Origin of the sequence: Paenibacillus sp. CR_12, assembly GCF_041953985.1 — a bacterium.
GTDB classification, from domain to species: Bacteria; Bacillota; Bacilli; order Paenibacillales; family Paenibacillaceae; genus Paenibacillus_AQ; species Paenibacillus_AQ lautus_A.
Window position 1 is genome coordinate 1,251,884 of record NZ_JAVFHO010000002.1, and the last position, 25,613, is coordinate 1,277,496.

Genomic DNA, 25,613 nt, shown 5'->3' on the forward strand with positions numbered 1-25,613 from the left:
GATCAGCGGCCGCCTGGCTTCCTCACGGGCCAGCCAGATTTATGAGATAATAACTGCACTATCAATTTGCGTGAATACGTTGTCCTTCATGGCCTTGCCATCCATCGCAGTGACCACGGTCCGATTCGCAATATTTACAATGAGAGCCATATCCTTCATCAGAATGAGCGATTCCTTACTCCCCTTCGCAGCAGCTTTGTCCACCGCGCTCTGGATCTGCGCAAGCTGATCACCCTTTAATTCAATCCCGCGCTGCTGAAGTCTCTTCGCCGCATGATTGCTAATTTTAAGCAGATTCTCATTTAAAAGTTCCTGGAACGTCCCGGCTGGTGGATTAGCCTGAGCTTGTCCTATCTTTCGCTCATTATGAAGAGCTGCGGGATGTATTTTTCCAGGGTATAGATGGCCTATCATCATGCGGTCACTCATGGCGCTGTCCCCCCAGGCTCTTCACCTTGTTCCACGTCTCCGGTTTCGGGCTCTCCCGAATCCGGATCGCCTGCTTCAGGTTCGGAAGGAACGGGATCCGTTGCTCCTGGATCATTCTGGGCTATAGCGTTCTCGATTTTCACGATCTGGTCAAGCGATACTTCACTTTCACCGACTTTGGCGTAATGGACGCCTTCGCGGACGATGATGGAATCCACAAGACCGCTCTTCATGACGGAATCCGAGCCATCCTCCGGTTTGAACAACCAGCTGATCTGTTTACCGATCAAACTTGAAGCAGCACCCAAAGACTGGCTCATTGCCGTCAATTGAGTATTGATATTCATTAGCTGCTCCAGGGAAGTAAACTGGGCCATTTGGGCAATAAATTCCCGGTCCTGCATCGGCTGAAGCGGATCCTGATGCCGCAATTGCGTAATCAGAATGCTTAAGAACTGGTCCTTCCCAAGCTCTTGGCCGTTTTCTTTTTTACTGCTGACGTTCCCTTTGGCATAATTGGGCCACATATTTTTCGTAGATACCGGATTTGTTGCCATCCAAGCTCACCTCCTCACTGTTAGGCTTTCGCGGTAAATGTTCCTGCTTTCAAGTTCTCATCGTCGGCTTGATGCTCGGCAATCCAATCGTTCAATTCTTCCGTCAAATTCGCGGCAAGAACGGCATCGTCGGAAGGCCTATCCTTCTCCTTCGAACGGTGCTGCGGCTGCTGCTGTCCTGATCCAGGCTGACGCCCATCCTGATAAAGATTGGCATTGGATGGTTGGCTGCTCTGCGTAACTTCAATTTTCTCGACTTGAAGTCCTTGGGCCATCAATGCGCTTCGAAGCTGTGCCATTTGCTGGTCAATCAGTTCTTTAGCATCCGTCGATCGCGTCATGAACTGTGCGATCAACTGGCCGTTCTGCATCGTTAGCTTGATGTCGACTTGGCCCAGATGCTCCGGATTCAAGGAGATTCTCGCTTCGGTAAATCCGGTTTGCTTCACGATTTCGAGCTTATTAATAATGAAGGAAGTCATTTCGTTAGAGAAATTCTCAACAGGAACCGGCGGAGCCGCAGGTTTTACCGCAACTTGGGTTCCGGAACGCAGGGCCAGCTGACCGGCAGTAACCGTTCCTTGCTCTAATAGCGAATCCCCTTCGTTTAAGGCGAATTCAGCTGCTGTGCCGTCAACCGGGGTGCTTGTGGCCAGAGCAGACCATTTAGCGTTCGCTTGCCCCGTTGTCTCAGATGAAGCCGACTGTCCTGCTGCAGTATTCGCTGCAATGTTAGGCTGTACCGCATCCGGCTGCTTTTGGCTTAGGATGTTGGCAAAACTGCCACTTGCTTTACTTTCTCCAGTCCCCGTTCCTTGACCAAGCAAACTTTGGAAGGACTGGACAAGCTGTTTGACGGCTGCCTCCGTCTGGAGGTCTACCTGACCCGATTTGGATAGCATCGAAGCCAGCTGGCTGATCGTGTCCTGTACCGCAAACCGAATCGTTTCCGGATGGGAAGCCAATGGCGACATCTCATTGCCGTCCGCGTTACCTTGGGCTTGAGGAGCTGTTCCGCTCAACAGAAGGTTCGCTTGCGTCAGCCAGTTTTGCAGCTCTTGCAATAAGGATGGATCCTCTTCTAACGCCTGGTCCATGGTATCTAGCTCCTGCAGCAATCCTTGAAGCAGCTTCATTAAGCCTTCAAGCGATTCGTCGGTTTCCGCTGAATACTGCGCAAGCAGGGATTCCAGCTTGGCCGCGACTTCTGTTGAAGTTGTTGCAGCGCCGCTGCCGCTGCCGTTCATCTGGTAAGTCAGCGTCGCATCAAAGGAAACACCCGCTGTCGCTTGACCGGCTGCGCTGGTCTTTCCGCTTCCCGCGGTACTGCTGACGGAAGAAGACATACTGCTTTGTACCGTTATTGTCATCGTCTATTTCACCTCCTTTCCTGAGGATGGAGATTCATTTCAGAGCTTATTTAGAGCCCATCAGGCGATTCAATATTTTAGCTGCCAGCTCCGCGTCTTTCGAGGACATCGCATTTAAAATTCGCGAACGCGTAGCATCGTCCACCGTATTTAGAATGGTCATCGTTTTCGCGGGGCTGATCTTGTACGTTTGCATCAGCAGGTCCGCGGCGTTGGCAGGCGTCATTCCGGCAAAAGTCTGATTCAGCTGGCTTTTATCCAGGTTCTCGGAGGTTTTCTTCTGCGCAGCCTCCGCGTCGTTCTTCTTCAGCCTGGATTGCAAAGCGGCAATGGCCAGATCTTCGGAGGTCTCCGCGTCTTTCAGCATCATGGTTGCATCCGCCGCCGTTTTCGGATCCATCTTCTGAAGGATCGCAACCCGGTTGCTGCTCTTCATTTGGCTCAGCATTAGCACCATTTCTTCCAGCGTCAGGTTCTGCATGATCGGTGCGGCTTTGCTGGGACTCATGTCCGCATAAAGCTTGGACAGCTCACGAATCTGCTTGGTGTACGCGTCTTCCTCTTCCGCCTCGCCGTCCGTGGATGTGCTTTGCATCGATTCTATTTGGGTTTCCAGCTCTTTCACCTTGTTTTCCTGCGTTGCTTTTTGCTCCGTTACTTCGTTTAACGTTTCTTCTTTCTCGGCAAGCTGCTTCTTAAGTTCCACGATCGTCGCTTCTGCGCTTTCTTCCTGCTGCTTCGCCTCTTTGAGCTTCTGCTCTTCCGGGGTCAACACCGGGTCAGGGACCCAGTTCTTAACGATCGGAATTTTATTGGCTACTTCGAGCAGCCCATCCCGGACATCGGCTCTGAAAAATACGGCGAGCGCTCCGAGCAGAACGATCGTGAATATAGCAGGTACCAAAATCAACAATATCCGTTCAAATCCACCGCCTGATTCTTCCTTATCAAGCGGCATGTCTTTTCGTGCCACACTCATTCCTCCCTCGCGGTCATACCCACCGGTGTTTGCAAACCTTAACGGGCTCTGATCGCAAAACGTACCGTCGCCATTTCGTCCAGCTCGTTTTGTTCCCGAAGGAGACTTTCATGCCGGAACTTTTCTTGGGATTTGTCTCTTGCCTTCAGCCACACTTTTTCGTCAAGCATTTTGTCGGATAATACCTTTTGTTTCTTCGTTACATTGACATGGGCGATCCGTATGTCATCCCGTTTCCGTTCAATGCATTCTTCCAGGTGCTCTGCATAGACCTGAATGTTTCGGATTTCTGCGACAGGCACGCACCGCGACGCCGCTTCCTGCTGAGCGCGGTACATTTGATCCCGCATCTCATACAGCTCATTCAGGCTTTTCTCTTCCGCCTGCAACTTCCCGATGGCGCTTGACAGCATCCATTCCGCTTGCGTTTTCTCGTTGCTTTTCAGGTCTACGATTTTCTGGAATGCATAATGAAATTTCATTCTTCAAAGTCATCTCCTTGAAAACTCGGAAATCAAACGTTCCTGAACCTCATCCAATGTGGTCTTCTCATTCACTTTTTGTTTCGTAAAATCCCAGATTCGGCCGATGTATTCGATCGATTCATCGATGTCGGCATTCGAGCCCTGTTGGTAAGCTCCGATATTGATCAAATCCTCCGAGTCCTTGTAGATCGCCATCAAACGCTTTACGTTCTCGGAGGCATCGATTTGTTCCTCAGGCGAGATGTCTTTCATGACCCGGCTAATGCTGGCCAGCACGTCGATCGCGGGAAAATGACCTTTGTTCGCGATATTCCGGTTGAGGACGATGTGACCATCCAATATCCCCCTGACCGCGTCCGCGATCGGTTCGTTCATGTCGTCGCCGTCAACCAGCACCGTGTAAAAAGCGGTGATAGAACCCGTCGGACCCGTGCCTGCGCGTTCCAGAAGCTTCGGCAGACTGGCAAATACCGACGGAGTGTAACCGCGCATCGCCGGCGGTTCCCCTACGGCAAGCCCGACTTCGCGCTGCGCCATCGCATAACGGGTAACCGAATCCATCATCAGCATCACGTTCAGGCCGCGATCCCTGAAATATTCGGCGATCGTGGTGGCGATCAAGGCTCCCTTAATGCGGATGAGCGCCGGTTGATCCGAGGTGGCCACGATCACAACGGACCGTTTCAACCCTTCGGGACCCAGGTCCCGCTCGATGAAATCAAGCACCTCTCGTCCCCGTTCACCGATCAAGGCAATGACATTGACATCGGCAGAGGTGTTGCGTGCGATCATTCCCATCAAGGTACTCTTCCCGACGCCGGAGCCGGCGAATATGCCGACACGCTGGCCTTTGCCGATGGAGAGCAATCCGTCAATCGCCCGGACGCCGATGCTGATCGGCTCCTGAACCCTGGGCCGATTAAGCGGGTTCTGCGGTACGTTATGGGTGGAATAATGCGGCATGCGTGCCGGAATAATGGATCCGTCGAGCGGTTGTCCCAATCCGTCCAGCACTTTGCCAAGCAGTTCCGAACCGACCTGCACGCTCAGCGGTTTGCCTGTGCCCACTACATCGCAGCCCGGGCCAATGGAGTGAAGCTCGCCGAGAGGCATCAGCAGCACTTTATTATCTCTGAAACCCACGACCTCCGCCTTGAGCGGCTTGGATTGCTTCGTGGGATAGATGTAGCAAACGTCGCCGATGCTGGCATCCGGCCCTTCGGACTCCACCATCAATCCGATGACCTGCGTAACCTTGCCGTTGATGCGGACGGGATCCAGATGTTTCAGATGGTCCATGTACCGGGCGCTATTCAGCTTCTTCATCTTGATTTCTCCGTTCCTCGACATCAAGGGCGATCCGTACGAGTTCTTTTTTGATCTCGGCCAGCTGTGTATCGATGCGTGCATCCACGCTTCCGAAGGAAGAACGGATGACGCAGCCGCGATCCTTAACCGTGGAGTCCGGCAAAATTTGAAGCTCCGCCTGGGAGTCGATCGATAATCCGAGCTCTTCCCGCGCGGCGTTTACGAATTCGAACTGATCGGGAGCTACGCAGAGGGAAATGATTCCTTTTTCCCGCTTGCGCGCCAGGTTCTTTCGAATCAGCTCCAGCGTGAATTCCGGTTCGATCGTAAGCTGACGATCCAGCACCTTCTCCGCAATGCTGCAGCTGAGCTCCACCAAAAACGGCTCCGCTTCCTGGATCAGATCTTCCTTGGCTTGGTGCGCGAGCTGAAGCAGCTCGCTCGCTTGCAGCGTCGCCTGCTCCATCAGTTCCTTCATCTCAAGCTCCGCCTTGGCAGAGCCCTCCGCATATCCTTGATTAAAACCTTCCATTTTCAGCGTTTCGGACAAATCCTCATCTTGAAGCCTTCTTTCTGTCCACCAAGCCTCAATCTGCTCCTGCGCTTCGGTCAACAGACGCTGCGCCTCTTCCGAGGCCTCCCGGATTTGCCTCTCGGCAAACTCTTGAGCGTCCTTCAGCATTTCATGTTTCAAACGTTCGGCTTCAGCCAGCGTTTGTACAGCGGCCGGCTCGGCCGTCGGCGGTGCAGGCTCCTCCACCGTTTCCTCGGTTGGCGAAGCGTAACGACGAGCAAGATCCAACTCTTTCAACACATCCATCGGTTTATAGTGGGACGATTTGATCAAGTTAGACAATGATGTCATCTCCTCCGCCGCGGGCAATAATAACCTCGCCCGCTTCTTCGAGTCTCCGGATCGTGCTTACGATCCGAGTCTGGGCTTCCTCCACGTCACGCAGCCGCACCGGTCCCATATATTCCATTTCTTCGCGGAAGGTTTCGGCCATCCGCTTGGACATATTGCGGAAAATAACGTCCCGCACCTCTTCGCTTGCCACCTTGAGCGCAAGCTGCAGGTCCGCGTTCTCGACGTCGCGGATGATGCGCTGTATCGAACGGTTGTCCACGTTGACGATGTCTTCGAACACAAACATCCGCTTCTTGATTTCTTCCGCAAGCTCGGGATCCTGGATTTCCAGGGAGTCGAGGATCGTCCGTTCCGTTCCGCGGTCTACGCCGTTCAGAATTTGAACGATGGACTCGATGCCGCCCGCACTGGTGTAATCCTGCGTCACCGTAGCCGACAGCTTCTGTTCCAGCACGCGCTCCACCTGAGCGATGACTTCCGGCGAGGTACTGTCCATGACTGCAACCCTGCGCGCAACTTCCGCCTGCTTCTCTTGCGGGAGCGAAGACAGGATCGCGGATGCCTGCTCGTATTGAAGATAAGACAATACGAGAGCGATGGTCTGGGCATTCTCATTCTGGATAAAGTTCAGGATTTGGCTCGGATCCGCTTTACGGGCGAAGTCAAACGGTCTTACTTGAAGCGTTGCCGTCAGCCTGTTGATCACTTCCATCGCTTTTTGCTGTCCAAGCGCCTTCTCCAAAATCTCCTTCGCGTAATTGATGCCGCCCTGCGAGATGTATTCCTGGGCCAGGCAAATTTGATGGAACTCCTGAATAATGCTATCTTTCTCGACGCTGTCGACTTTGCGAACATTCGCAATCTCGAGCGTTAATTGTTCGATTTCTTCATCTCGAAGATGCTTAAATATTTGAGCAGACACTTCCGGGCCAAGTGTAATGAGCAGTATAGCCGCTTTTTGACGTCCGCTTAACATTTGGTTATTTCCCTTAGCCAATGCTTCCACCTCTATTCCTCAGCTAGCCATGTGCGAAGTAAATTCACGAATTCATCTGGCTTCTTCTTCGCCAAGGTTTCGAGCTGCTTACGAACCTGGCTTTCATTGGTTATGCTTTCGAGATTAATCGACGGGAATTCCGTAACGGGCGGAAGCTGAATGTCCTCTTCAAGCTCCTCCTGCTGCTGTCTGCGTCTGCGGATGAAGAAATAGGTTCCTCCCGCAATCAATGCCAACGCAGCGATACCGATTCCCCATAATACAGGCTGTGAAAATACGGATTTCGGATTTTCATCCGCATTTACATTAAATACCTGCGAAATAACCGAAACTTTTTTGGACAAATCAGCGTCTGTATAAGTAGAGTCTGAATCCGAAAGCGATGCTCTTACAATATTGACCAGGATGTTCTGAATAGCCGTTCTTGTGGCATCATCCAAAGTTTGTTGCCCGGCAGGTGGTTCAACCGAGACATTTATGGTTAAATCTTTAACAGTATATGGACTTGCAATGATATCCTTCGTAATCCGGTTAACCTCATAGTTAACGGTTTTGGAGAGCTCTTCCGAATTCGTTTCTCCGCTTCCAGAATCGCTTGGATATCCCGGAACTGCCTCTTCGCCTACGCCGGCCACGCCGCCTGTAGGACTGCCGGTTCCCGAATAGTTCTTCTGGATCTCCTGAACGCTGAGCTCAATCCCCTTCATTTCTTCTTCATCCACAGGGGTTACGATGTTTTCCTTGCTTTGCACCTGATCAAAGTTCAGTTTGGAAGCTACAAGAACATTGACTTTATTCGAACCCATGTATTGCGAGAGGAATTGCTGGACATTTTGCCTTACGTCGTTTTCGAATTTTTTCTGAAGCGCGAAATTTTCTTCCACCTTGCCGATTAATCCGCCTTGACCGCCTTTAGCTGTTGCGAGCAGCTCGACTTCGTCATTGGTGATCGTAATGTTCTCGATCGGCAAATTGGGAATGGCCGTTTTCACGAGGTTGTAGTAACCGTCTATGACTTCCTGATTAGGACGATAGCCCGGTTTAAACTGTACAACCACGGAAGCGCTGGCCTGATCTTCGTTTCCGTTTTTCGCGAACACACTTTCTTTAGGCAGGTTCAATAATACCGTTGCGTCCTGAACGCCCTGCATCTTCTCCAGCAGCCGTTCGACTTCGCCGTTCAGTGCATTTACATATTTCACTTCGAATTCGTTATCCGTCATCCCGATGGCTGACGCATTCTTTTCGAAGGTTTCGAATCCGATCGTGCCGTTCTGCACCAGTCCTTGTGATCCTACATCGATCTGGACTTTAGCTGCGCTTGTGCTCGGAACCAGAATGCTTCTGCCGTCCTCGCTCAGCTTGTAGGAAATCCCCTGGGTCTCCAGGTGGCTGATGATGCCTGCGGCGTCGCTGGAATTCAGATCCCGGAACGCTACTTCATACTTCGTCTTAGAGAACTGCATCGTTAGTACGACTAGAGCAATTAGAACAAATGCTACGGTAGCGATTAACATTATTTTTTGTTTGTTGCTGAATTGGTTCCAATACTGGGTCATTCTCTCCCGATATTGGGTAATTCTCTCGTTCACATTGTCACCCCATCCGAAACTTTGCTAGAAACATTTAGATTTGCGTGCGCATGATCTCTTGATAGGCTTCTACCACTTTGTTTCGGACCTGTGTCGTGAGCTGGATGCTCAACAGAGCCTGTTGGGCGGATATCATCGCCTGATCTACGTTTACTTGTCCAATCATTAATTTATCGCTCATCACGTGCGCGTTCTGTTCCTGCGCGGCCACGGAGTTCAGTGCTTCATTCAGGTAAGAGCCAAAATCTCGAATCGATTCGGAAGGAGTCGCACCATTTTTCACTTGCTCCTGCATTTGCAGCGGCTGTACACCCTGAACACTGAACATTGCATTCTGAATCATCTCTCTCTCCTCCTACTATGCTGGTCTATGTATATATCCTCGTCTTATCTTCCAATCTCCAAAGCCTTCATGATCATCGCTTTCGAAGCGTTTATCGCCGTAACGTTAGCCTCGTAAGAACGGGTAGCTGCAAGCATATCCACCATTTCCTTCGTAATATCGACGTTAGGCATAAAGACATACCCTTCAGCATTCGCATCCGGATGTGTGGGGTTATATACCTGCTTCAACGGGGATTGATCTTCCCGCACCTGCGCAACCTTGACCCCTTGCCCTGCATTCTGACCGTTCATCTGGGCTCTGAGAAGCCCTTCGAAGGATTCCTGCTGCGGCTGAAACACAACCGTCTTTCGGCGATACGGAACGGCTTGTCCATTCTCGATTCGCGCGCGCGTGGTTTCCGCATTGGCTATGTTGGAGGAGATAACATCCATTCGAAGCCGTTGTGCCGTTAGAGCTGATGCATTAATTCCGAAGCTATTGCTAATATTCATGAATCCCTATCTCCCTTCAATAGCTGTACGCATCATTCGAATCTGCTCATTTACAGCTTGTATGTACGAATTATAACGAAGCTGATTCTCTGCAAGCAGCGACATTTCTCTGTCTGCATCGACATTATTCTGGTTGTTATTCATGGAACTGCTGCCGTCCTTTATGACCGAAGCATCCGGGATTGACCCGGTTGGACCGATGACAAAATGCCTGGGATCCGTTCTTCTGCCCTGAAGCGACAACTGGGCTCCATCCATTTCTTTCTTCAGAAGACTCTCAAAGGATACTTCGGATCTCTTAAAATGAGGTGTATCCACGTTCGCGATGTTGTTTGCAATCACGTTGTTCCTGAGATTCGCTGCATCCAAACCGCTTTGAAGCCGTTGAAAAGAACTATTATTCAACAGATTCACTAGCTCATTCCTCCTGACTGGATTTGCCGAAAGGTATTCCACTCTTCCTAGCTAAACCCTCTTTTTTCGACAAATAATATAATCCGTACGAACTAACCTAGGTCTTAAGTAGAAAAAGACAACATGATGTCACATAAACTAAGTTTCTTAAAGATTGGGACTTTTTACAATAAGAAAAAAGCCCTATCTTTTACCAAAAAGAAGGGCTTTGTGTTCATTTTTATCCGTTTTTTTTCTATATTATTGCAAATCGTACCACTAAATCTGTAAATTTTAAGTGAATTTACCCGCTAGGTAGGTCCTGTTCCCATCCTGAATATTCACAAAAAATTGCGAAATCCGTCCCGTTCCCTTCCAACATGCGAAAGCGCTTCGACATCCAGCAAGAAAGGCCGGGATGAATATCGACAATTATCTCCTTTTTGCATACCCGGCAGATAGACCTATACGAATGCAACTACAGAATATACTGGCTCAGGTCCCGATCCTGGGCGATGCCGGCAAGTTTCTCCCGGACATACTGCGGGGTGATCACCATCCGGTCCAGCGTCAATTCAGGCGCTTCAAACGACAGATCCTCCAGCAGCTTCTCCAATATCGTATGGAGCCTCCGTGCGCCGATATTCTCCGTGTTCTGGTTCACCGAAGCCGCGATTTGGGCAATCTCCCGTATCGCTTCCGGCGAAAACTCGATTTCCAGGTCTTCGGTACGAAGCAGATTGACGTATTGTTTGGTCAATGCGTTTTTCGGCTCGGTCAAAATGGACACAAAATCATCGAGCGACAAACTGTTCAGCTCTACCCGAATCGGAAAACGCCCCTGAAGCTCGGGAATCAAATCCGACGGCTTCGCGATATGGAATGCGCCAGCAGCAATAAACAGGACAAAGTCCGTTTTTACCGGCCCGTATTTCGTCATGATCGTGGAGCCTTCCACGATAGGCAGAATGTCGCGCTGCACGCCTTCCCTGGACACATCAGGACCCGATTGACGTCCCTGGCTGGCAACCTTGTCGATTTCGTCGATGAAAATAATCCCGGATTGCTCGGCCCGGCGTATGGACTCCTGGATGACATCATCCATATCAATGAGCTTGCCTGCTTCTTCCTGCGTAAGCACTTTTCTGGCTTCCTTGACGGATAGCTTGCGGCGCTTCGTACGCTTCGGCATCAGGTTGCCGAACATTTCCTGCATATTCATGCCCATCTGATCGTTGCCCTGTCCGGCAAACATATCGAACATATTCGGTGCGGCATCCTCCACATCGATCTCAATCGTTTCGTCTTCAAGCTTGCCGGACAGCAGGTTAAAGCGCACCTGTCTCCGCTTCTCTTTAAGACTAACGTCCTTATCGTCCGCCTCTTCCTCATCGGCCTGGGTTTCGTTGTTTCCACCGCCAAATAGCATCTCAAAGGGATTACGCTGGCTCTTCTGGCCTTTGGTTGAAGGCGCCAACAGCTGAACGATCCGCTCGTTCGCCATTTCCTCGGCTTTGTCCTTAACCTTCTCCGTACGTTCCAGCTTCACCATCCGGATCGCGGTTTCCACCAGATCCCGCACCATGGACTCCACATCACGGCCGACATAACCAACCTCGGTAAACTTCGTTGCCTCGACCTTGACGAACGGTGCATGGACCAGCTTGGCAAGCCTTCTCGCAATTTCCGTTTTGCCGACGCCGGTAGGACCGATCATCAGAATGTTCTTCGGTACGATTTCATCCCGCTCGTCATCGGTCAGCAGACTCCGGCGATAACGGTTCCGAAGTGCGACAGCGACCGATTTTTTAGCGTCCTTCTGGCCTACGATGTATTTATCCAGCTCGGATACAATCTGTCTAGGCGTCATCGATTCTTTACTCATCGCGAATACCTCCACCCCTGATATGGCTATATGTTGCTGCATGGCTCTCTTACAGCTCTTCAACAATAATGTTGCTGTTCGTGTAGACACACACCTCAGAAGCGATCTGAAGGGCTTCTCTGGCGATGTCTTTCGCTTCCATATGCCCTGCATGGCGTTTAAGCGCACGTCCGGCAGACAAGGCAAAATTGCCGCCTGACCCGATGGCCAGCACATCATCATCAGGCTCGATGATTTCGCCGCCGCCGGAAATCAGCAGCATCCCCGTTTTGTCCATAACAATCATCAAGGCTTCAAGTTTGCGGAGCACCCGGTCTTGACGCCAGTCCTTCGCAAGCTCGACAGCGGCCCGCTGCAGGTTTCCATGGTGCTCCTCCAGCTTGCCTTCGAATTTCTCAAACAACGTGATCGCATCCGCCACAGAACCGGCAAAACCGGCGACAACTTGTCCCCGGTAAAGACGGCGCACTTTCTTGGCGGTCTGCTTCATGACTACACTTTCACCGAATGTGACTTGGCCATCGCCGGCTATAGCTGCCGTGCCATTGTGCCGCACTGCGCAAATCGTCGTGGCGTGAAAAGTCATTTCCATGATGGCAAGACCTCCCTAAGAAAATAAGATTAGATTGTATTTAGTTCATGCTCGCTGATAAATACGCGGACCCCGTCAAGAGCACGGTTCGCAAGCGCTTCGTTCTTTTCCTTTTTGTTGCGAATCCGCTTCTCTAGGCCCGGAAGAAGACCGAAGTTCGCGTTCATCGGCTGGAAATTATCGGGATCCGCATGGGTTATGTAATAAGCCATGCTCCCGATGGTCGATTCCTGAGGGAATACGATCCCCTCACGCCCCTGAGCCGCCCTTGCCGCATTAATGCCAGCAATCAATCCGGACGCCGCCGATTCGACATACCCTTCGACGCCGGTCATTTGTCCCGCCAGGTACAAATTCGGCCGTGTTTTCACCTGATAGGTTTGTTCCAGCAATTTCGGCGAATTGACAAACGTATTGCGGTGCATGACGCCGTATCGCACGATTTCGGCGTTCTCGAGGCCCGGTATCATGGAAATGATGCGCTTCTGTTCGCCCCACTTCAAGTGAGTCTGGAAGCCGACAAGGTTGTAGAGGGTACCCGCCGCATTATCCTGACGGAGCTGCACCACAGCATGCGGCAGCTTGCCCGTATGCGGGTTCACCAATCCAACAGGCTTCATCGGGCCGAACAAGGCGGTTTGTTTGCCACGCTTCATCATGACCTCGATCGGCATGCAGCCCTCGAAATAAATCTCCTTCTCAAACTCTTTCAACTGTGCGACTTCCGCATTGATTAGAGCGTCATAGAAAGCGTCAAACTCTTCTTCCGTCATGGGACAATTCAGATAAGCCGCTTCGCCTTTATCATAACGGGATGCCAGATAGACCTTGCTCATATCAATAGAGTCTTTTTCCACGATCGGAGCAGCCGCATCGTAAAAATAGAAATAGTCTTCGCCCATCAGCTCGCGGATTTGCGACGACAATGCCGGCGAAGTCAGCGGTCCCGTAGCAATCACAACGATGCCTTCTTCAGGTATATGCTGAATTTCTTCATTTACGACCTCGATTAACGGATGCTGATGCAAGGTTTCCGTAATTTCTCCGGAGAAGCCGTCGCGGTCGACGGCCAATGCGCCGCCAGCCGGGACGGAATTGCGGTCAGCCGATCCGATGACGAGGGAATTCAGCATCCGCATCTCTTCCTTCAATACGCCAACCGCATTGGTTAATCCGTTCGCCCGAAGCGAATTACTGCATACAAGCTCGGCGAACTTGTCCGTATGATGAGCCGGCGTCTTTACGACCGGCCGCATCTCGTATAGTGTAACGGGTACGCCTCGGCTGGCGATCTGCCAGGCAGCTTCACTGCCAGCAAGTCCTGCCCCGATAACCGTAACCCTCTGTGAATCTGTCAACGTCATTACCCCCTGTATGCCTTACAAATCTGCTGCTTCGTCCTGTTCCTCGACCATTTCGGAATAATCGCAAGAGGTACACTGAAGCTTGATGCCTTGCTTGCTTTTCTTCTCTACCATTAAACTGCTGCAATTCGGACACGGCTTCGTTGACGGTTTATCCCATGATACAAAGTCGCATTCGGGATACCGGTCACAGCCAAAGAAGACGCGCCCCTTCTTGCTCCGGCGTTCCACGACATGGCCTTCCTTGCATTTCGGGCAAGATACGCCGATGTCCTTCACGATCGGCTTGGTATTCCGGCATTCCGGGAACCCCGAGCAGGCAAGAAACTTGCCGAAACGGCCCAGCTTATAAACCATGGGCTTGCCGCATTTTTCGCAGATCTCATCGGAAACCTCATCTTCGATTTCGATTTCCTTCATTTCTTCCTCTGCTACTTCAAGCCGCTTCTCAAAGGACTCATAGAACTCTGCCAATACCTTGACCCAGTCCTCGGAGCCTTCCTCCACATGGTCAAGATCCTCTTCCATGTTCGCCGTAAACTCCACATTGAGGATTTCGGGGAAGAACTGCTCCATCTGCTCGATGACAAGCTCGCCGAGCTCGGTCGGCATGAATTTTTTCTCTTCGATGGCAACGTAGCCTCTCTTCTGGATCGTCTCCAGCGTCGGCGCATACGTACTTGGACGCCCTATGCCGAGCTCCTCCAGCGTTCGGACAAGACGCGCTTCCGTATAACGCGGAGGCGGCTGCGTGAAGTGCTGCTTCGGCTCAATGTCCTGCTTCTCCAGAATGTCTCCGGAATGAAGCTCCGGCAGGTATTTGTCTTCCTCTGTCGTTCCGTCGTCATTGCCTTCAACGTAGACCTTCATGAATCCAGGGAAACGGACCTTCGAACCGGTCGCCCGGAAGACCGTATTCCCGGCAGTGATGTCCACGGAAAGCGTATCCAGTACTGCAGAAGACATCTGGCTTGCCACAAAGCGTTCCCAGACCAGTTTGTACAACCGAAGCTGGTCGCGGCTCATATACGGCTTCATGGATTCCGGATCGCGCAGCACGGACGTTGGACGAATCGCTTCGTGCGCATCCTGGGCGTTTGCTGCTTTTTTCGAATATTGTCTCGGGCTCTCCGGCACGAACGGATCACCGTACTTTTCGGTGATGTATTCTTTCGCTTCTTCTTGAGCCGTGCCTGAGATCCGCGTGGAATCCGTACGCATGTAAGTAATTAAACCGACGGTGCCTTCCTTGCCTAACTCAACACCCTCGTACAGCTGCTGGGCTACCGACATGGTCTTGGCGGCACGGAAACCGAGTTTACGCGCAGCCTCCTGCTGCAAGGAGCTCGTCGTAAACGGCGGCGACGGGTGGCGCTGACGCTCACGCTCTTTCACTTCGCCGACCTTAAAGGAAGCATCCCGAATCGACTCGAGGATTTCATTCACTTCCTGCTCATTGGTCAGTTCCTTCTTCGCGCCGTTTAGCTGCGTGAATTTGGCTTCGAAAGCGGAGCCTTTAATCGCCAGCTTAGCCGTTATAGTCCAATATTCTTCCGGAACGAAAGCGCTTATCTCATTCTCGCGGTCGAGAATGATTTTGACGGCTACCGATTGAACCCGGCCGGCCGAAAGACCCTTCTTCACTTTCTTCCATAGAATAGGACTGATCTTGTAACCAACCAATCGGTCCAAAATACGTCTCGCCTGCTGCGCATTAACCAGATCCATGTTAATTTTGCGCGGCGTTTTGAAGGCATCCTTCACGGCCGTTTTCGTTATTTCATTAAATACAACCCGCAGGCTTTGAGTATCATCCAGCTCCAACGCATGCGCAAGATGCCATGCAATGGCTTCCCCTTCGCGATCGGGGTCAGCTGCGAGGTACACTTTTTTCACCTTTTTGCTAGCATCCTTAAGTTCCTTTAAGACAGAACCTTTTCCGCGGATCGTAATGTATTTCGGATTGAAGTCGTTTTCCACCTCAACCCCGATCTGGCTCTTCGGCAAATCGCGAACATGACCCATCGAAGCCTTCACGATATACTTGCTGCCGAGATATTTGCCAATCGTTTTCGCCTTGGCAGGCGACTCTACGATGACGAGTGAATCCGCCACAGGTTCATCCTCCTCTCCAACATTCAAACTTTCCCATTATATGATTTTATATATAGCACCGGGTAATTGGGTAATCTGCTTTTTTATGATTAAAGATAACAGAACTGAATGCAAATGTCCAAAATCCCACCGGGTACGCTCGATCATCTCATCCAGCGACCCGGGACCCTGTTCGAGCATATGGTATATTTGTCGTTCGTCATTTGTCAACCCGGCTCGTTCATCCGGACGCTCCTGACGAGGGGCCCGCCGCTCCTTATTGTATGTATCCGAGACCCCTTTTGGCAACCAGGAATCATATTCTTCTATTATATCCCCGGCTTCCGTGACCATCTTGGCCCCTTGCTTGATCAAATCCAAGGTCCCTCTGCTCTTGGGTGAAGTGAGCGGTCCCGGAACGGAAAACACGTCCCTTCCCGCCTCCAGGGCCAAATCCGCCGTAATCAGCGATCCGCTGCGGGCATCCGCCTCCACCACCACGGTTCCCAGCGTCAGCCCGGCGATGATCCGGTTTCGCTGCGGGAAGAATCCCGGCAGCGCCTTGGTACCCGGCGGGTATTCGGAAATAATAAGCCCTTTAGCTGCGATCTCTTCATAAAGTGAGCGGTTCTCCGGCGGATAAATGACATCGATGCCGGCTCCGAGAACGGCCACCGTCGGCCCGCCGCTTCGCAAAGCGGTTTCGTGCACGACGCTGTCAATGCCTCTGGCCATGCCGCTGACAACCATAAGCCCCGCTCGTGTCAGCGCCTCTGACAGCATCGATGCAACCTTGCGCCCGTAGCCGGTAGGCATTCTTGTGCCGACCATCGCGATCCCCGGCGTGGACAGCAAATGAGGATCCCCGATGCAATACAGAACCCAGGGCGCTTGCGGCGACGATTTCAACATGTCCGGGTAGACAGCATCAAGGGCTGTTATAATACGTATTTTTGTGCGGTTTGTCAAATTCCATACCTTGTCTTCCTCTTGTCGAAGCTCGACCTCCTCGTCATTCGACAGTTCGACACGCTTTCTTTCGACGGCGATAGGGAATTCTTTAGCCAGCTTGTTTGCTTTTTCGACAGGCAGACCGCACGCTCTCCAATCCTGCGCATCATAGGACAGCAAGCCTTCATGCAGCTCGCCGTTCAATACCATTCGGTTTATGGTCTTCCATCCGATGCCTTCGCTTTCATGCAATGCAATCAGAAGTAATCTGTCCAGCCTCATCACGTGACCTCCTTAAAATATAAAATCATAAACAAAAAAGCAACCCTTCATTTCCTAATCAGGAAATAAAAGGTTGCTTACCTTAAGTTATAACGTAAATCTGGCCTATTAATGGATAGGTTTAAGCCTTAGTGCGTTGTGCAGGACTCCAAAAGACCCTTCTCTTCCAGCACGCTAACCAAGGTCGAGCCCATTTCGGCAGGCGTAGGAGCCACTTTGATGCCGCATGCTTCAAGCACAGCGATTTTTTCCTTGGCTGTTCCTTTACCGCCGGAAATGATCGCGCCCGCGTGGCCCATGCGTTTCCCTGGAGGCGCTGTTGCGCCGCCAATGAAGCCTACCACCGGCTTGGTCATGTTCGCTTTGATCCACTCAGCCGCTTCTTCCTCAGCGGTTCCGCCGATCTCGCCGATCATGATCACCGCTTTGGTATTCGGATCTTCGTTGAACAGTCTCAGCACATCGATAAACTCCGTCCCTTTGACCGGGTCGCCGCCGATTCCTACGGCGGAGGATTGTCCGATGCCGCGGGCCGTAAGCTGATGAACGGCTTCATAGGTCAAGGTACCGCTCCGCGATACGACCCCGACATGTCCCGGCGTGTGGATGTAACCCGGCATGATGCCGATTTTACATTCACCCGGCGTGATGACACCCGGACAGTTAGGTCCGATCAAGCGAGTCTTCTTGCCTTCCATATAACGGGATACCTTTACCATGTCGAGCACCGGAATGCCTTCCGTGATGCAGATCACCAGATCCATCTCGGCATCAACGGCTTCCAGAATGGAGTCGGCCGCAAAAGCAGGCGGTACATAAATGACGCTTGCGGTTGCGCCTGTTTTGGCTTTGGCTTCCTCAACGGTGTTGTAAACCGGCAGTTTGACGGTTTCGCCGTTCTCCAGCGTGATTTCAACTTCGGTTCCGCCTTTGCCGGGCGAAGTTCCGCCGACCATCTGCGTACCGTAATCCAAGGCGCCTTTTGCATGGAACAGGGCTGTTTTACCTGTAATCCCTTGCGTGATAACTTTTGTATTTTTATCGATCAAAATACTCACGATTGATTCACATCCCCTATTGTTATTTGAAAATGAAAGCAACCGCACGGCAGGGCTAAGAAGCCCATCGTGCCATGCCCCTTCAGGAATGAAATATTACTGAACGAGGGAGACGATCTTCTGTGCTCCGTCGGCCATGGAATCAGCAGGCACGATATTCAGACCGGACTCAGCCAAAATCTGCTTGCCTAGGTCTACGTTCGTTCCTTCCAAGCGTACAACAAGCGGACGAGTCAGTCCCAGCTGTTTCGCTGCTTCGACAACACCGGTAGCAATAACGTCGCAACGCATAATGCCGCCGAAAATGTTGACAAAGATTCCTTTTACTTGAGGATCGGACAAAATAATCTTGAAGGCTTCCGTTACCTTCTCCGTTGTTGCGCCGCCCCCAACATCAAGGAAGTTGGCAGGGTCGCCGCCATAATACTTGATGATGTCCATCGTAGCCATGGCAAGACCTGCGCCGTTAACCATGCAGCCGATGTTGCCGTCGAGAGCTATGTAACTCAAGTCGTATTTGGACGCTTCGATTTCCTTCTCGTCTTCCTCATCCAGATCTCGCAGTTCCAAGATGTCTTTATGACGGAACAACGCATTGGAATCGAAATTGAGTTTGGCATCGAGAGCCATGACGTTTCCGTCACCGGTTACGACAAGCGGATTGATTTCAGCGATAGAGCAATCCTTCTCTACGAATGCCTTATACAAGGCCAGCATGAACTGAACGGCTTTACCTACCAGTTCATTCGGAATATTAATGGAATACGCTAATTTCCGCGCTTGGAATGTTTGAAGTCCGATCGCCGGATCCACGACTTCTTTGAAAATTTTCTCAGGAGTTGCTGCTGCAACCTCTTCGATTTCGGTACCGCCTTCCTCGGACGCCATCATGACGACACGGCCGGTAGCGCGGTCAACGACCACCCCGATATAGTACTCTTTGCGAATATCGCAGCCCTCTTCAATAAGGAGACGCTTGACTTCCTTGCCTTCCGGACCCGTTTGGTGAGTCACCAACACCTTGCCCAGAATTTCTTCGGCATAAGCACGAACCTCGTCCAGGTTCTTCGCCACTTTAACGCCGCCGGCTTTACCGCGGCCGCCTGCGTGGATCTGCGCTTTGACAACGGTTACGGGACTGCCCAAAGATTGCGCAGCTTCAACTGCTTCTTCCACCGTAAACGCTACCTTGCCGTTCGGAACAGCTACTCCATATTGCTTCAGTACTTGTTTTCCTTGATATTCATGGATATTCATTCTCGAATCCTCCTATCAACATGACTGGAACAAGGCTGGCTGACACGGAACCAATCTATGAAAGTTCGCACTGTCAACCTTTATATATTAAACCCAAGCTATTGTAACATGTTTTTAAAACGCTTACCTTAAAAAGTTCACCGTTTATCCACTCGATTTGGCATGGGTATGATTCCTTCCAGATATAAATTGGAAATATATGTATGCTTAATTGTTTTTTCGCGCGTAATGTATCAAACCTATAATGCCTAACACCACAATGGCAATGCCAAGCAATCCTGCTGCAAGCATAATTAAGATATTTTCCCATAATATCGTCATTTCGATTCCCTCTCCATTCCTCATAGAATTAGTGTATTCGTTACTATTATACCATTAAATCCCTTTTTAGTAAGATCAAACTGTGACGCATTATAAAACTCTTTATCCTTTCTGTGCGATCCGGTAGAATGATTTGGAAAGAGAAAGACAAGTAGGCGTGTTCATAAGGAGATTCAGCATGAAATGGTTGAAATCGTTTTTTCCGCTTCATTCATTATTCGTCAAAATGTTGGTCTATTTTCTCGTCGTGATTATCCTGCTCTCCTCCTACAACCTATGGTCGATGACCTTCTATTCCCGCAATGTGAACAATGAGATCGTCAAATATAATCTGACCCTGATTCGAAACACCGTCGACAATTTCGAGAAGCAATATTCCACCTGGAAAAGCCTTCTCCTCAACCTTCAGCATAACGAATTCGTCGGCAATATCAGCAGGCAGGCCGATGCCGGCGGAAAGAAAGGAATCGATTATCTGCAGGTTGAAATGGTGACGGATCAGATTCGGACCCTGGTCAGCCAGCCATACTATCACTTGAATAATGTCATGATCTACTACCGGAATCATGCCTTCCTGCTTGAACGGGACGGCATCGTTAACGATGACCGCATGTTCAAGCATTATTACATCAGCAATTCCTATCCGTACGAGTTCTGGAAAAAGACAGTGCCCGCCAATGGGTTTATGCAAATGCTTCCCAGCAGCGCCTTCTCCATCGGGACCGAGAAGAGCGAGGTGCAGCTGCTGCCGTTAGTCGCTGATGTGCAAGGAAGCCCCTGGCAAATCATAGCTTTCGTAAATATGAAAAGCTGGTATGAATCCTATAAAGGAATGGCCGGTTCCCGTTTCGTGCTGTTGGACCCGAAGGGAACGAAACTGTATGAATCCTTGCCGGACACGGCTTCCCAGCCGCTTCCGGAATGGGACGGCCAGTCGGATTGGATCATGGAGAAGGGATCGTACTATTTTTTCGAAAAAGGGGCACGCTCCGGTCTTACCTATATATCCATCATTCCGCACAACGAACTTAATCAAAGCATCAGCCGCATGAACTGGATTGCCGTGCTGTTATTTGCCGCTACCCTGCTAATAGGCACGTTGGCATCGTGGGTCTTCTCTCGCAATATCAACCAACCGCTGAAGCGATTGGTGACGGGACTGGGCCAAACGGAGATGGAGCTGTATCAAGGAAGCATCGCCGAATTCAGCGCCATTTCCAACCATCTGAAGGGATTGCAGCACGAGCGCAAGATGATCAAGGAATGGATGGACCAAACCAAACCGCTCTTAACCAGCTATCATTATTTGGCACAGTTCAAGAACATTGCCATCGATACCGCCGCTTCCAAAGAACTTTGGGTCGGCGAAGGAGCATTCATGGTTATCGTCTATCAATTGAGGTACCGTCATAACCCGACTCTAAAGCTCGATGCCTTGATGACACGGGCAACCGGCAAAATCAAGGACATCATCACGCTGCAGATCCAAGAGGCCTTTCCCTTGTCGCACACCCTTCAGATGGAGGGCAAACAAATCTTATCCATCGTGTACACGCAGGAAAAATCAGACATGCTGCAGCAGAGCCTCAGCCAGCTCAAACGGATATTTGATCACGATCAAAGCGTCTATCTCGTGAATATCGCGGTTTCATCCGTCTTCCAGCAAACCTCGGAGTTCGATCAAGCCTATGCGGAAGCCATGTCGCTCCTGCTTCAAGCCCGGCCGCTTGAGGAAACCCAGATTATCTGGGAGAAGGAACTCCGCGGCGATGCAACGGGCTTCACCGCCGAGCAGGAGCACGAGTTTTATGTGAATTTGCAGGCGGGCAACGAGAGCAGCTGCCAAATGCTGATCGATCGGGCATTGGAACGGTTGCAGCGGCAGGAGGCTACGGCGGATCAGCTGAGCCATTTTGCCAAATCGGTCTCGGTCCGCATGAGAAGAACCGTCGAACTGCTGAAGATCAATACCGACGTGCTTCCGGATTATGTCGATATGCTTGCGTACAGCGTAACTCCCGCCCAATACCGGGAAGTCCTTCTGGGCGAGCTCGCCCATGCAACCCAAGCGATCCGCCGGAAACGGGAGGAGCATTACGATATCATCCAATATGTCATTCAGTACCTGGAGTCTCATTACAACGAAGAAATATCGCTCGAGCAGCTCGCTTATAAACTCAACATGTCACCCACCTATCTGTCCGGGTATATTAAAGAGAAGACGGGGAGCAACTTCAGCGACCAATTGAATGCCATCCGGATAACAAAAGCAAAAGAGCTTCTGGAGACGACGAACATGCCGATTCAGGAAGTAGGCAACCGGATCGGCTACCGCAACGTCACTTCCTTTATCCGCATGTTCAAAAAAATAACCGGCCAAACACCAGGCGATTACCGGAAAACCAACTGGATCCGGTAAGGCAGGTGAGGGGCCGGCCGCTTAACCTTTGACGGAGCCGATCAAAGCTCCTTTTACGAAATATTTCTGGATAAACGGGTAAACCAGCAGGATCGGCAGGGTGGACACCATGATGGTAGCGAACTTCAGACCATCCTCCACCACCACGATATCGCCTACAACAGGCCCATCCGTTCCCGTCAATTGGCCCGACAGCACGATGTTTCTTAATATCACCTGCAGCGGCTGCATATCGGCATCCCGCAAATACAGCAGCGGACCCATGAAGTTATTCCACATTCCCACCGCATAATACAATCCGATGGTGGCAAGCACCGGCTTGGAAAGCGGAAGCACAATCCGAAAGAAAATTCCGATCTCGGACAGACCGTCGATTTTGCCGGATTCCTCAAGCTCTTGGGGCATTCCCATGAAGAAAGTCCGCATGATCAGCAGGTTCCAGGTGGCTACGGCTCCAGGCAACACCATGCCCCATATGGTGTTGACAAAGCCCAGCTCCTTCACGACCAGAAACGTCGGAATCATGCCTCCGTTGAAAAACATCGTAAACACGATCAGCATCAATATCGGTTTACCCATGACCAGCTTGGCCTTGGACAGCGAATAGGCCCCCAGCGCCGTCACCAACAAGGAAATCGCCGTACCGAGAACGACATATATCAGCGTATTCTTGTATCCTTTCAGCACCCGCCCGTCCTCGAACACATACTGATACATATCCAGGTTGAAGCCCTTCGGCCACAGCCAGACCTCCCCCGAGGCAATGGAGGCGGAATCGCTGAGGGACACGGCCAGCATGTAGACAAACGGGTATAAACACGCCCCTACGACCCCAGTCAATATCAAGGCATTCAGGGCATCAAACCAATTCCATTTCGGTTTCATCACGTTCCTCCTCTACCAGATGCTGCTTCCGCTGACTCGCCGGCTGAACGCATTTGCCGCGATAATGAAAATAAAGCTGATGATGCCGGTAAACAGATCGATCGCCGTTGCATAGCTGTAGTTGCCTTGCGTTAAGCCTACTCTGTATACGTAAGTAGATATGATATCGGCCGTCTCGTAAGTAGCGGGAGTCGCAAGCAGGTATACCTTCTCAAAGCCGATCTCCAATATTTTTCCGATGTCGAGTATCAGGATGATCACAATCGCCGGGGCGATGCCGGGCAGCGTAATGTTCAGCGTCTGTCTCCACCGGTTCGCTCCGTCCATGCGCGCCGCTTCATAGAGCTGCGGATCGATGGCCGTCAATGCGGCCAAATAGATAATGGTCCCCCATCCAATATGCTGCCATACGTCCGTCGTCACATAAATCGACCTGAACCAGGAGGCTTCCACCAGAAAGTTGATCCGTTCAAGCCCAATGGCATTCAGCAGCTGGTTGACCACCCCTCCTGTAGGCGACAGAAACATGACCGCGATCCCCGCGACAACCACGTTGGATATGAAATGCGGAAGATAACTGACCGTCTGGACAAACCGCTTCAAGAAAGATTTGCTCACTTCATTAATGAGTAACGCAAGTATGATGGGGGCGGGAAAGCCGAAAATCAGCTTATACAACCCCAGCAGAAATGTATTCCGGAGAACAGGCCAGAAGTCGGGCGTATTAAAAAACATGCTGAAATATTTGAACCCCACCCAATCGCTCTCCGCGATTCCCTTAAACAAGTTGTAGTCCATGAAGGCGATCGAAACGCCGAATATGGGAACATATTTAAAAATGATGTAATACAGAGCACAGGGAAGAAGCAGCAACAGCAGGTATTTATCCCGCTTCACTTTGGTCAAGAAACTCGAATGCCGTGCTTGCAAAAAACGCATCCTCCTTTAGCAGCGAAATCCATGCGGTATCCTTAAGCGGTACCCCCTGCGGGCCGGAACCAGGCATAACGAGCATCCGAAGAGCCGATCCGAAAAAGAGAGCCGCCGCGGTTCCTCTGGCTGCATGGCGTTCAGGTTAAATTACTTGGCTTCGTTCAGGAATTTCTTCGTCCGTTCATAAGCGCTTTGATGAACATCCAGCACCTGCTGCACGCCAAGTTTGTTCACTTCTTGCACGTAAGTGTCCCATTCATCCATCGGTTTCTGTCCCAAAATGAATTTCGCAATCTGCTCCTCATGGAATTTCTTCACGGTTTCACCGACCATGCTCAGCACTTCATTCTCTTCATTCGTATACGCAAGCCTTGGCTGCGGCATCGTTTCATGGTCTGGTGCGATTTTCATCGCTTCCCGCATTTTTGGTGAATACATGGACTCGTATGCGGTCATGTCCAATACTATGTGAGCGCCGATCGTCGCAATTCCCGTTTTGGTTCTTAAGTCGCCAAACTCTTTGTAATCATCGTTGAACGTGCGAACCCCGTTCTCCGTCGTGAACGTCTCGCCTTCCCTGCCCCAGGTTGCCAGCTCAATCCCTTCGGGGGAGAACAGGAAATCAAGGTACTGCAGCAGTCGATCCCGCTCTTTGGAATTTGACGCTACGGCAAAGCCGTCACTCTGCAATCCGGCAAACACGTTATGGGACTTGCCATCCGGCGTGCCGATAGGCGGAACCATGTAATCAAGACTGAACTCAGACGATGCATCCCCCAGCATCAACGGCAGCTCATCCATGATGCCGATGTAGTCGCTGGCGATAAACGATTTGTTCTGAAGCAGCAGATCGTTAAATTGCTTGCGTTTATGTGCCATGAAGTCAGGCGCAACCAAGCCCTCCGCGTAAAATTTATTCATATATTCGACCATTTTCTTGTAGTTGTCTTCTGTCGGTCCGTAGCGCCATTCGTTCTTCTCGAAATCGTAATAATAGCCGCTGTTGGTATTAAACGCAGGTGCCATATTAACCAGCGGGCTCAATCCGTTGAACACGGCAATCGGGAAGCTGTCCGGGTACAGTTCCTTTAACTTTTTCGCAACGGTATACAGCTCGTCGTAAGTCGTGGGCGGCGTCAGATTGTGTTTCTTGAATATATCGTCCCGGTAAAGCCAGGAACGCCTGGATTGCTGCTCAAGTCCGTACAACGGCATAAAATAATTTTTTCCCTCGGGAGACAGAATAGCGGCCTTTACCTCCGGATGATCATCAAGAAACTTCTTGTAATTCGGCATCTGATCCAGATGCTCGAAATAGTCGACGAACGCGCCGCTGGCCCCGTGCGTGTTGGCGGCATTCAGGCTGTTGACCATCATGAGATCCGGGATCTCGCCCGAGGATATCGCCAGGTTCATCGTGGTGATGTAATCGCTCATGACGGGTTGCACCTTGAAGGAGATGCCGGTTTCCTCTTTTAAGTACTTATAAATCGGCCAATTCTCCTTGTACGGCCAATTCGTATGGGAAAAGGTCATCATCTCTAACGTGATTTCCTTCCCAGTATCAGCGCTTTCATGATTCCCCTCGTTTGCCGCGTTATCTTTCGAGCAGCCGCTCAACAATGCGCCGGTCATGACGGCAGCCAATGCCGCCAGCCCCAGCTTTCGGTTCCAAATTTTCACGCAACCCTCTCCCTTATGTATGATTATGTAACGCTCGACGCTCAACCCGTCTTGACGTTTACGGATTTGATTGT

23 protein-coding genes are annotated in these 25,613 nt (G+C 51.0%); 1 reads left to right on the top strand and 22 read right to left on the bottom strand.

What is annotated here, in order from left to right; genetic code table 11:
• Positions 1-39 precede the first annotated feature (39 nt).
• The 19 genes from RB297_RS09430 to sucC all read right to left on the bottom strand — a co-directional run bounded on the left by RB297_RS09430 (position 40) and on the right by sucC (position 19,298).
• Entirely contained in the window at positions 40-429 is a 390-nt protein-coding gene (locus RB297_RS09430; RefSeq protein WP_090908201.1) for a TIGR02530 family flagellar biosynthesis protein, read from the bottom strand.
• A complete protein-coding gene (locus RB297_RS09435) occupies positions 426-986 on the bottom strand; it encodes a flagellar hook capping FlgD N-terminal domain-containing protein (RefSeq protein WP_090908200.1) in 561 nt (186 codons plus the stop codon). Before RB297_RS09435 ends, RB297_RS09430 begins: the two co-directional genes overlap by 4 nt.
• A 20-nt stretch (positions 987-1,006) precedes the next feature.
• Positions 1,007-2,356, bottom strand: a complete 1,350-nt coding sequence (locus RB297_RS09440; protein WP_096774513.1) for a flagellar hook-length control protein FliK — start codon at positions 2,354-2,356, stop codon at positions 1,007-1,009.
• A 46-nt stretch (positions 2,357-2,402) separates the two neighbouring features.
• Entirely contained in the window at positions 2,403-3,335 is a 933-nt protein-coding gene (locus tag RB297_RS09445) for a MotE family protein (RefSeq protein WP_096774514.1), read from the bottom strand.
• A gap of 38 nt (positions 3,336-3,373) precedes the next feature.
• Positions 3,374-3,817: a flagellar export protein FliJ gene (gene fliJ / locus RB297_RS09450; protein ID WP_009594763.1), complete on the bottom strand. Its 444-nt coding sequence runs from the start codon at positions 3,815-3,817 to the stop codon at positions 3,374-3,376.
• A gap of 9 nt (positions 3,818-3,826) precedes the next feature.
• Positions 3,827-5,146, bottom strand: a complete 1,320-nt coding sequence (gene fliI / locus RB297_RS09455) for a flagellar protein export ATPase FliI (protein ID WP_009594717.1) — start codon at positions 5,144-5,146, stop codon at positions 3,827-3,829.
• Complete coding sequence (locus RB297_RS09460) at positions 5,130-5,984, bottom strand: FliH/SctL family protein (protein WP_277746393.1); 855 nt, start codon at positions 5,982-5,984, stop codon at positions 5,130-5,132. Before RB297_RS09460 ends, fliI begins: the two co-directional genes overlap by 17 nt.
• Positions 5,977-6,993: a flagellar motor switch protein FliG gene (gene fliG / locus RB297_RS09465; RefSeq protein WP_015736330.1), complete on the bottom strand. Its 1,017-nt coding sequence runs from the start codon at positions 6,991-6,993 to the stop codon at positions 5,977-5,979. Before fliG ends, RB297_RS09460 begins: the two co-directional genes overlap by 8 nt.
• An 11-nt stretch (positions 6,994-7,004) precedes the next feature.
• A complete protein-coding gene (gene fliF / locus RB297_RS09470; RefSeq protein WP_009594716.1) occupies positions 7,005-8,585 on the bottom strand; it encodes a flagellar basal-body MS-ring/collar protein FliF in 1,581 nt (526 codons plus the stop codon).
• A gap of 34 nt (positions 8,586-8,619) precedes the next feature.
• The gene (gene fliE, locus RB297_RS09475) at positions 8,620-8,928 is read right to left on the bottom strand and encodes a flagellar hook-basal body complex protein FliE (protein ID WP_009594713.1); all 309 of its coding nucleotides are present in this window, start codon (positions 8,926-8,928) and stop codon (positions 8,620-8,622) included.
• Between the two features lie 44 nt (positions 8,929-8,972).
• Positions 8,973-9,422 carry a flagellar basal body rod protein FlgC gene (gene flgC, locus RB297_RS09480; RefSeq protein WP_009594707.1) on the bottom strand — a complete coding sequence of 150 codons (450 nt, stop codon included), beginning with the start codon at positions 9,420-9,422 and terminating at the stop codon, positions 8,973-8,975.
• 6 nt (positions 9,423-9,428) lie between these two features.
• Positions 9,429-9,836, bottom strand: a complete 408-nt coding sequence (gene flgB / locus RB297_RS09485; protein WP_015736331.1) for a flagellar basal body rod protein FlgB — start codon at positions 9,834-9,836, stop codon at positions 9,429-9,431.
• A 457-nt stretch (positions 9,837-10,293) separates the two neighbouring features.
• A complete protein-coding gene (hslU, locus tag RB297_RS09490; RefSeq protein ID WP_096774516.1) occupies positions 10,294-11,700 on the bottom strand; it encodes an ATP-dependent protease ATPase subunit HslU in 1,407 nt (468 codons plus the stop codon).
• A gap of 49 nt (positions 11,701-11,749) precedes the next feature.
• The gene (gene hslV, locus RB297_RS09495) at positions 11,750-12,292 is read right to left on the bottom strand and encodes an ATP-dependent protease subunit HslV (RefSeq protein WP_006211334.1); all 543 of its coding nucleotides are present in this window, start codon (positions 12,290-12,292) and stop codon (positions 11,750-11,752) included.
• A 29-nt stretch (positions 12,293-12,321) separates the two neighbouring features.
• Positions 12,322-13,656 (bottom strand): FADH(2)-oxidizing methylenetetrahydrofolate--tRNA-(uracil(54)-C(5))-methyltransferase TrmFO, encoded by a 1,335-nt coding sequence (gene trmFO / locus RB297_RS09500; protein WP_375120308.1) that lies wholly within the window; start codon positions 13,654-13,656, stop codon positions 12,322-12,324.
• 15 nt (positions 13,657-13,671) lie between these two features.
• A complete protein-coding gene (topA, locus tag RB297_RS09505) occupies positions 13,672-15,771 on the bottom strand; it encodes a type I DNA topoisomerase (protein ID WP_096774518.1) in 2,100 nt (699 codons plus the stop codon).
• A gap of 36 nt (positions 15,772-15,807) precedes the next feature.
• Complete coding sequence (gene dprA, locus RB297_RS09510; protein ID WP_375120309.1) at positions 15,808-16,983, bottom strand: DNA-processing protein DprA; 1,176 nt, start codon at positions 16,981-16,983, stop codon at positions 15,808-15,810.
• Between the two features lie 128 nt (positions 16,984-17,111).
• The gene (gene sucD / locus RB297_RS09515; RefSeq protein ID WP_009594770.1) at positions 17,112-18,041 is read right to left on the bottom strand and encodes a succinate--CoA ligase subunit alpha; all 930 of its coding nucleotides are present in this window, start codon (positions 18,039-18,041) and stop codon (positions 17,112-17,114) included.
• Between the two features lie 96 nt (positions 18,042-18,137).
• On the bottom strand, positions 18,138-19,298 hold the full coding sequence (gene sucC / locus RB297_RS09520) for an ADP-forming succinate--CoA ligase subunit beta (protein WP_009594712.1): 1,161 nt from the start codon (positions 19,296-19,298) through the stop codon (positions 18,138-18,140).
• Positions 19,299-19,797: 499 nt separating this feature from the next.
• On the opposite strand from sucC, the gene RB297_RS09525 reads away from it, so the two are divergent.
• Entirely contained in the window at positions 19,798-22,038 is a 2,241-nt protein-coding gene (locus RB297_RS09525; protein WP_375120310.1) for a helix-turn-helix domain-containing protein, read from the top strand.
• A 21-nt stretch (positions 22,039-22,059) separates the two neighbouring features.
• Here the strand turns inward: RB297_RS09525 and RB297_RS09530 are convergent, their stop codons facing one another.
• The 3 genes from RB297_RS09530 to RB297_RS09540 all read right to left on the bottom strand — a co-directional run bounded on the left by RB297_RS09530 (position 22,060) and on the right by RB297_RS09540 (position 25,539).
• Positions 22,060-22,923, bottom strand: a complete 864-nt coding sequence (locus RB297_RS09530) for a carbohydrate ABC transporter permease (protein WP_119847452.1) — start codon at positions 22,921-22,923, stop codon at positions 22,060-22,062.
• Between the two features lie 12 nt (positions 22,924-22,935).
• Positions 22,936-23,862 (bottom strand): ABC transporter permease, encoded by a 927-nt coding sequence (locus RB297_RS09535; protein WP_375120311.1) that lies wholly within the window; start codon positions 23,860-23,862, stop codon positions 22,936-22,938.
• 141 nt (positions 23,863-24,003) lie between these two features.
• Positions 24,004-25,539, bottom strand: coding sequence for an ABC transporter substrate-binding protein (locus RB297_RS09540; protein WP_375120312.1), 1,536 nt, complete (start codon positions 25,537-25,539; stop codon positions 24,004-24,006).
• Between the last annotated feature and the right edge of the window lie 74 nt (positions 25,540-25,613).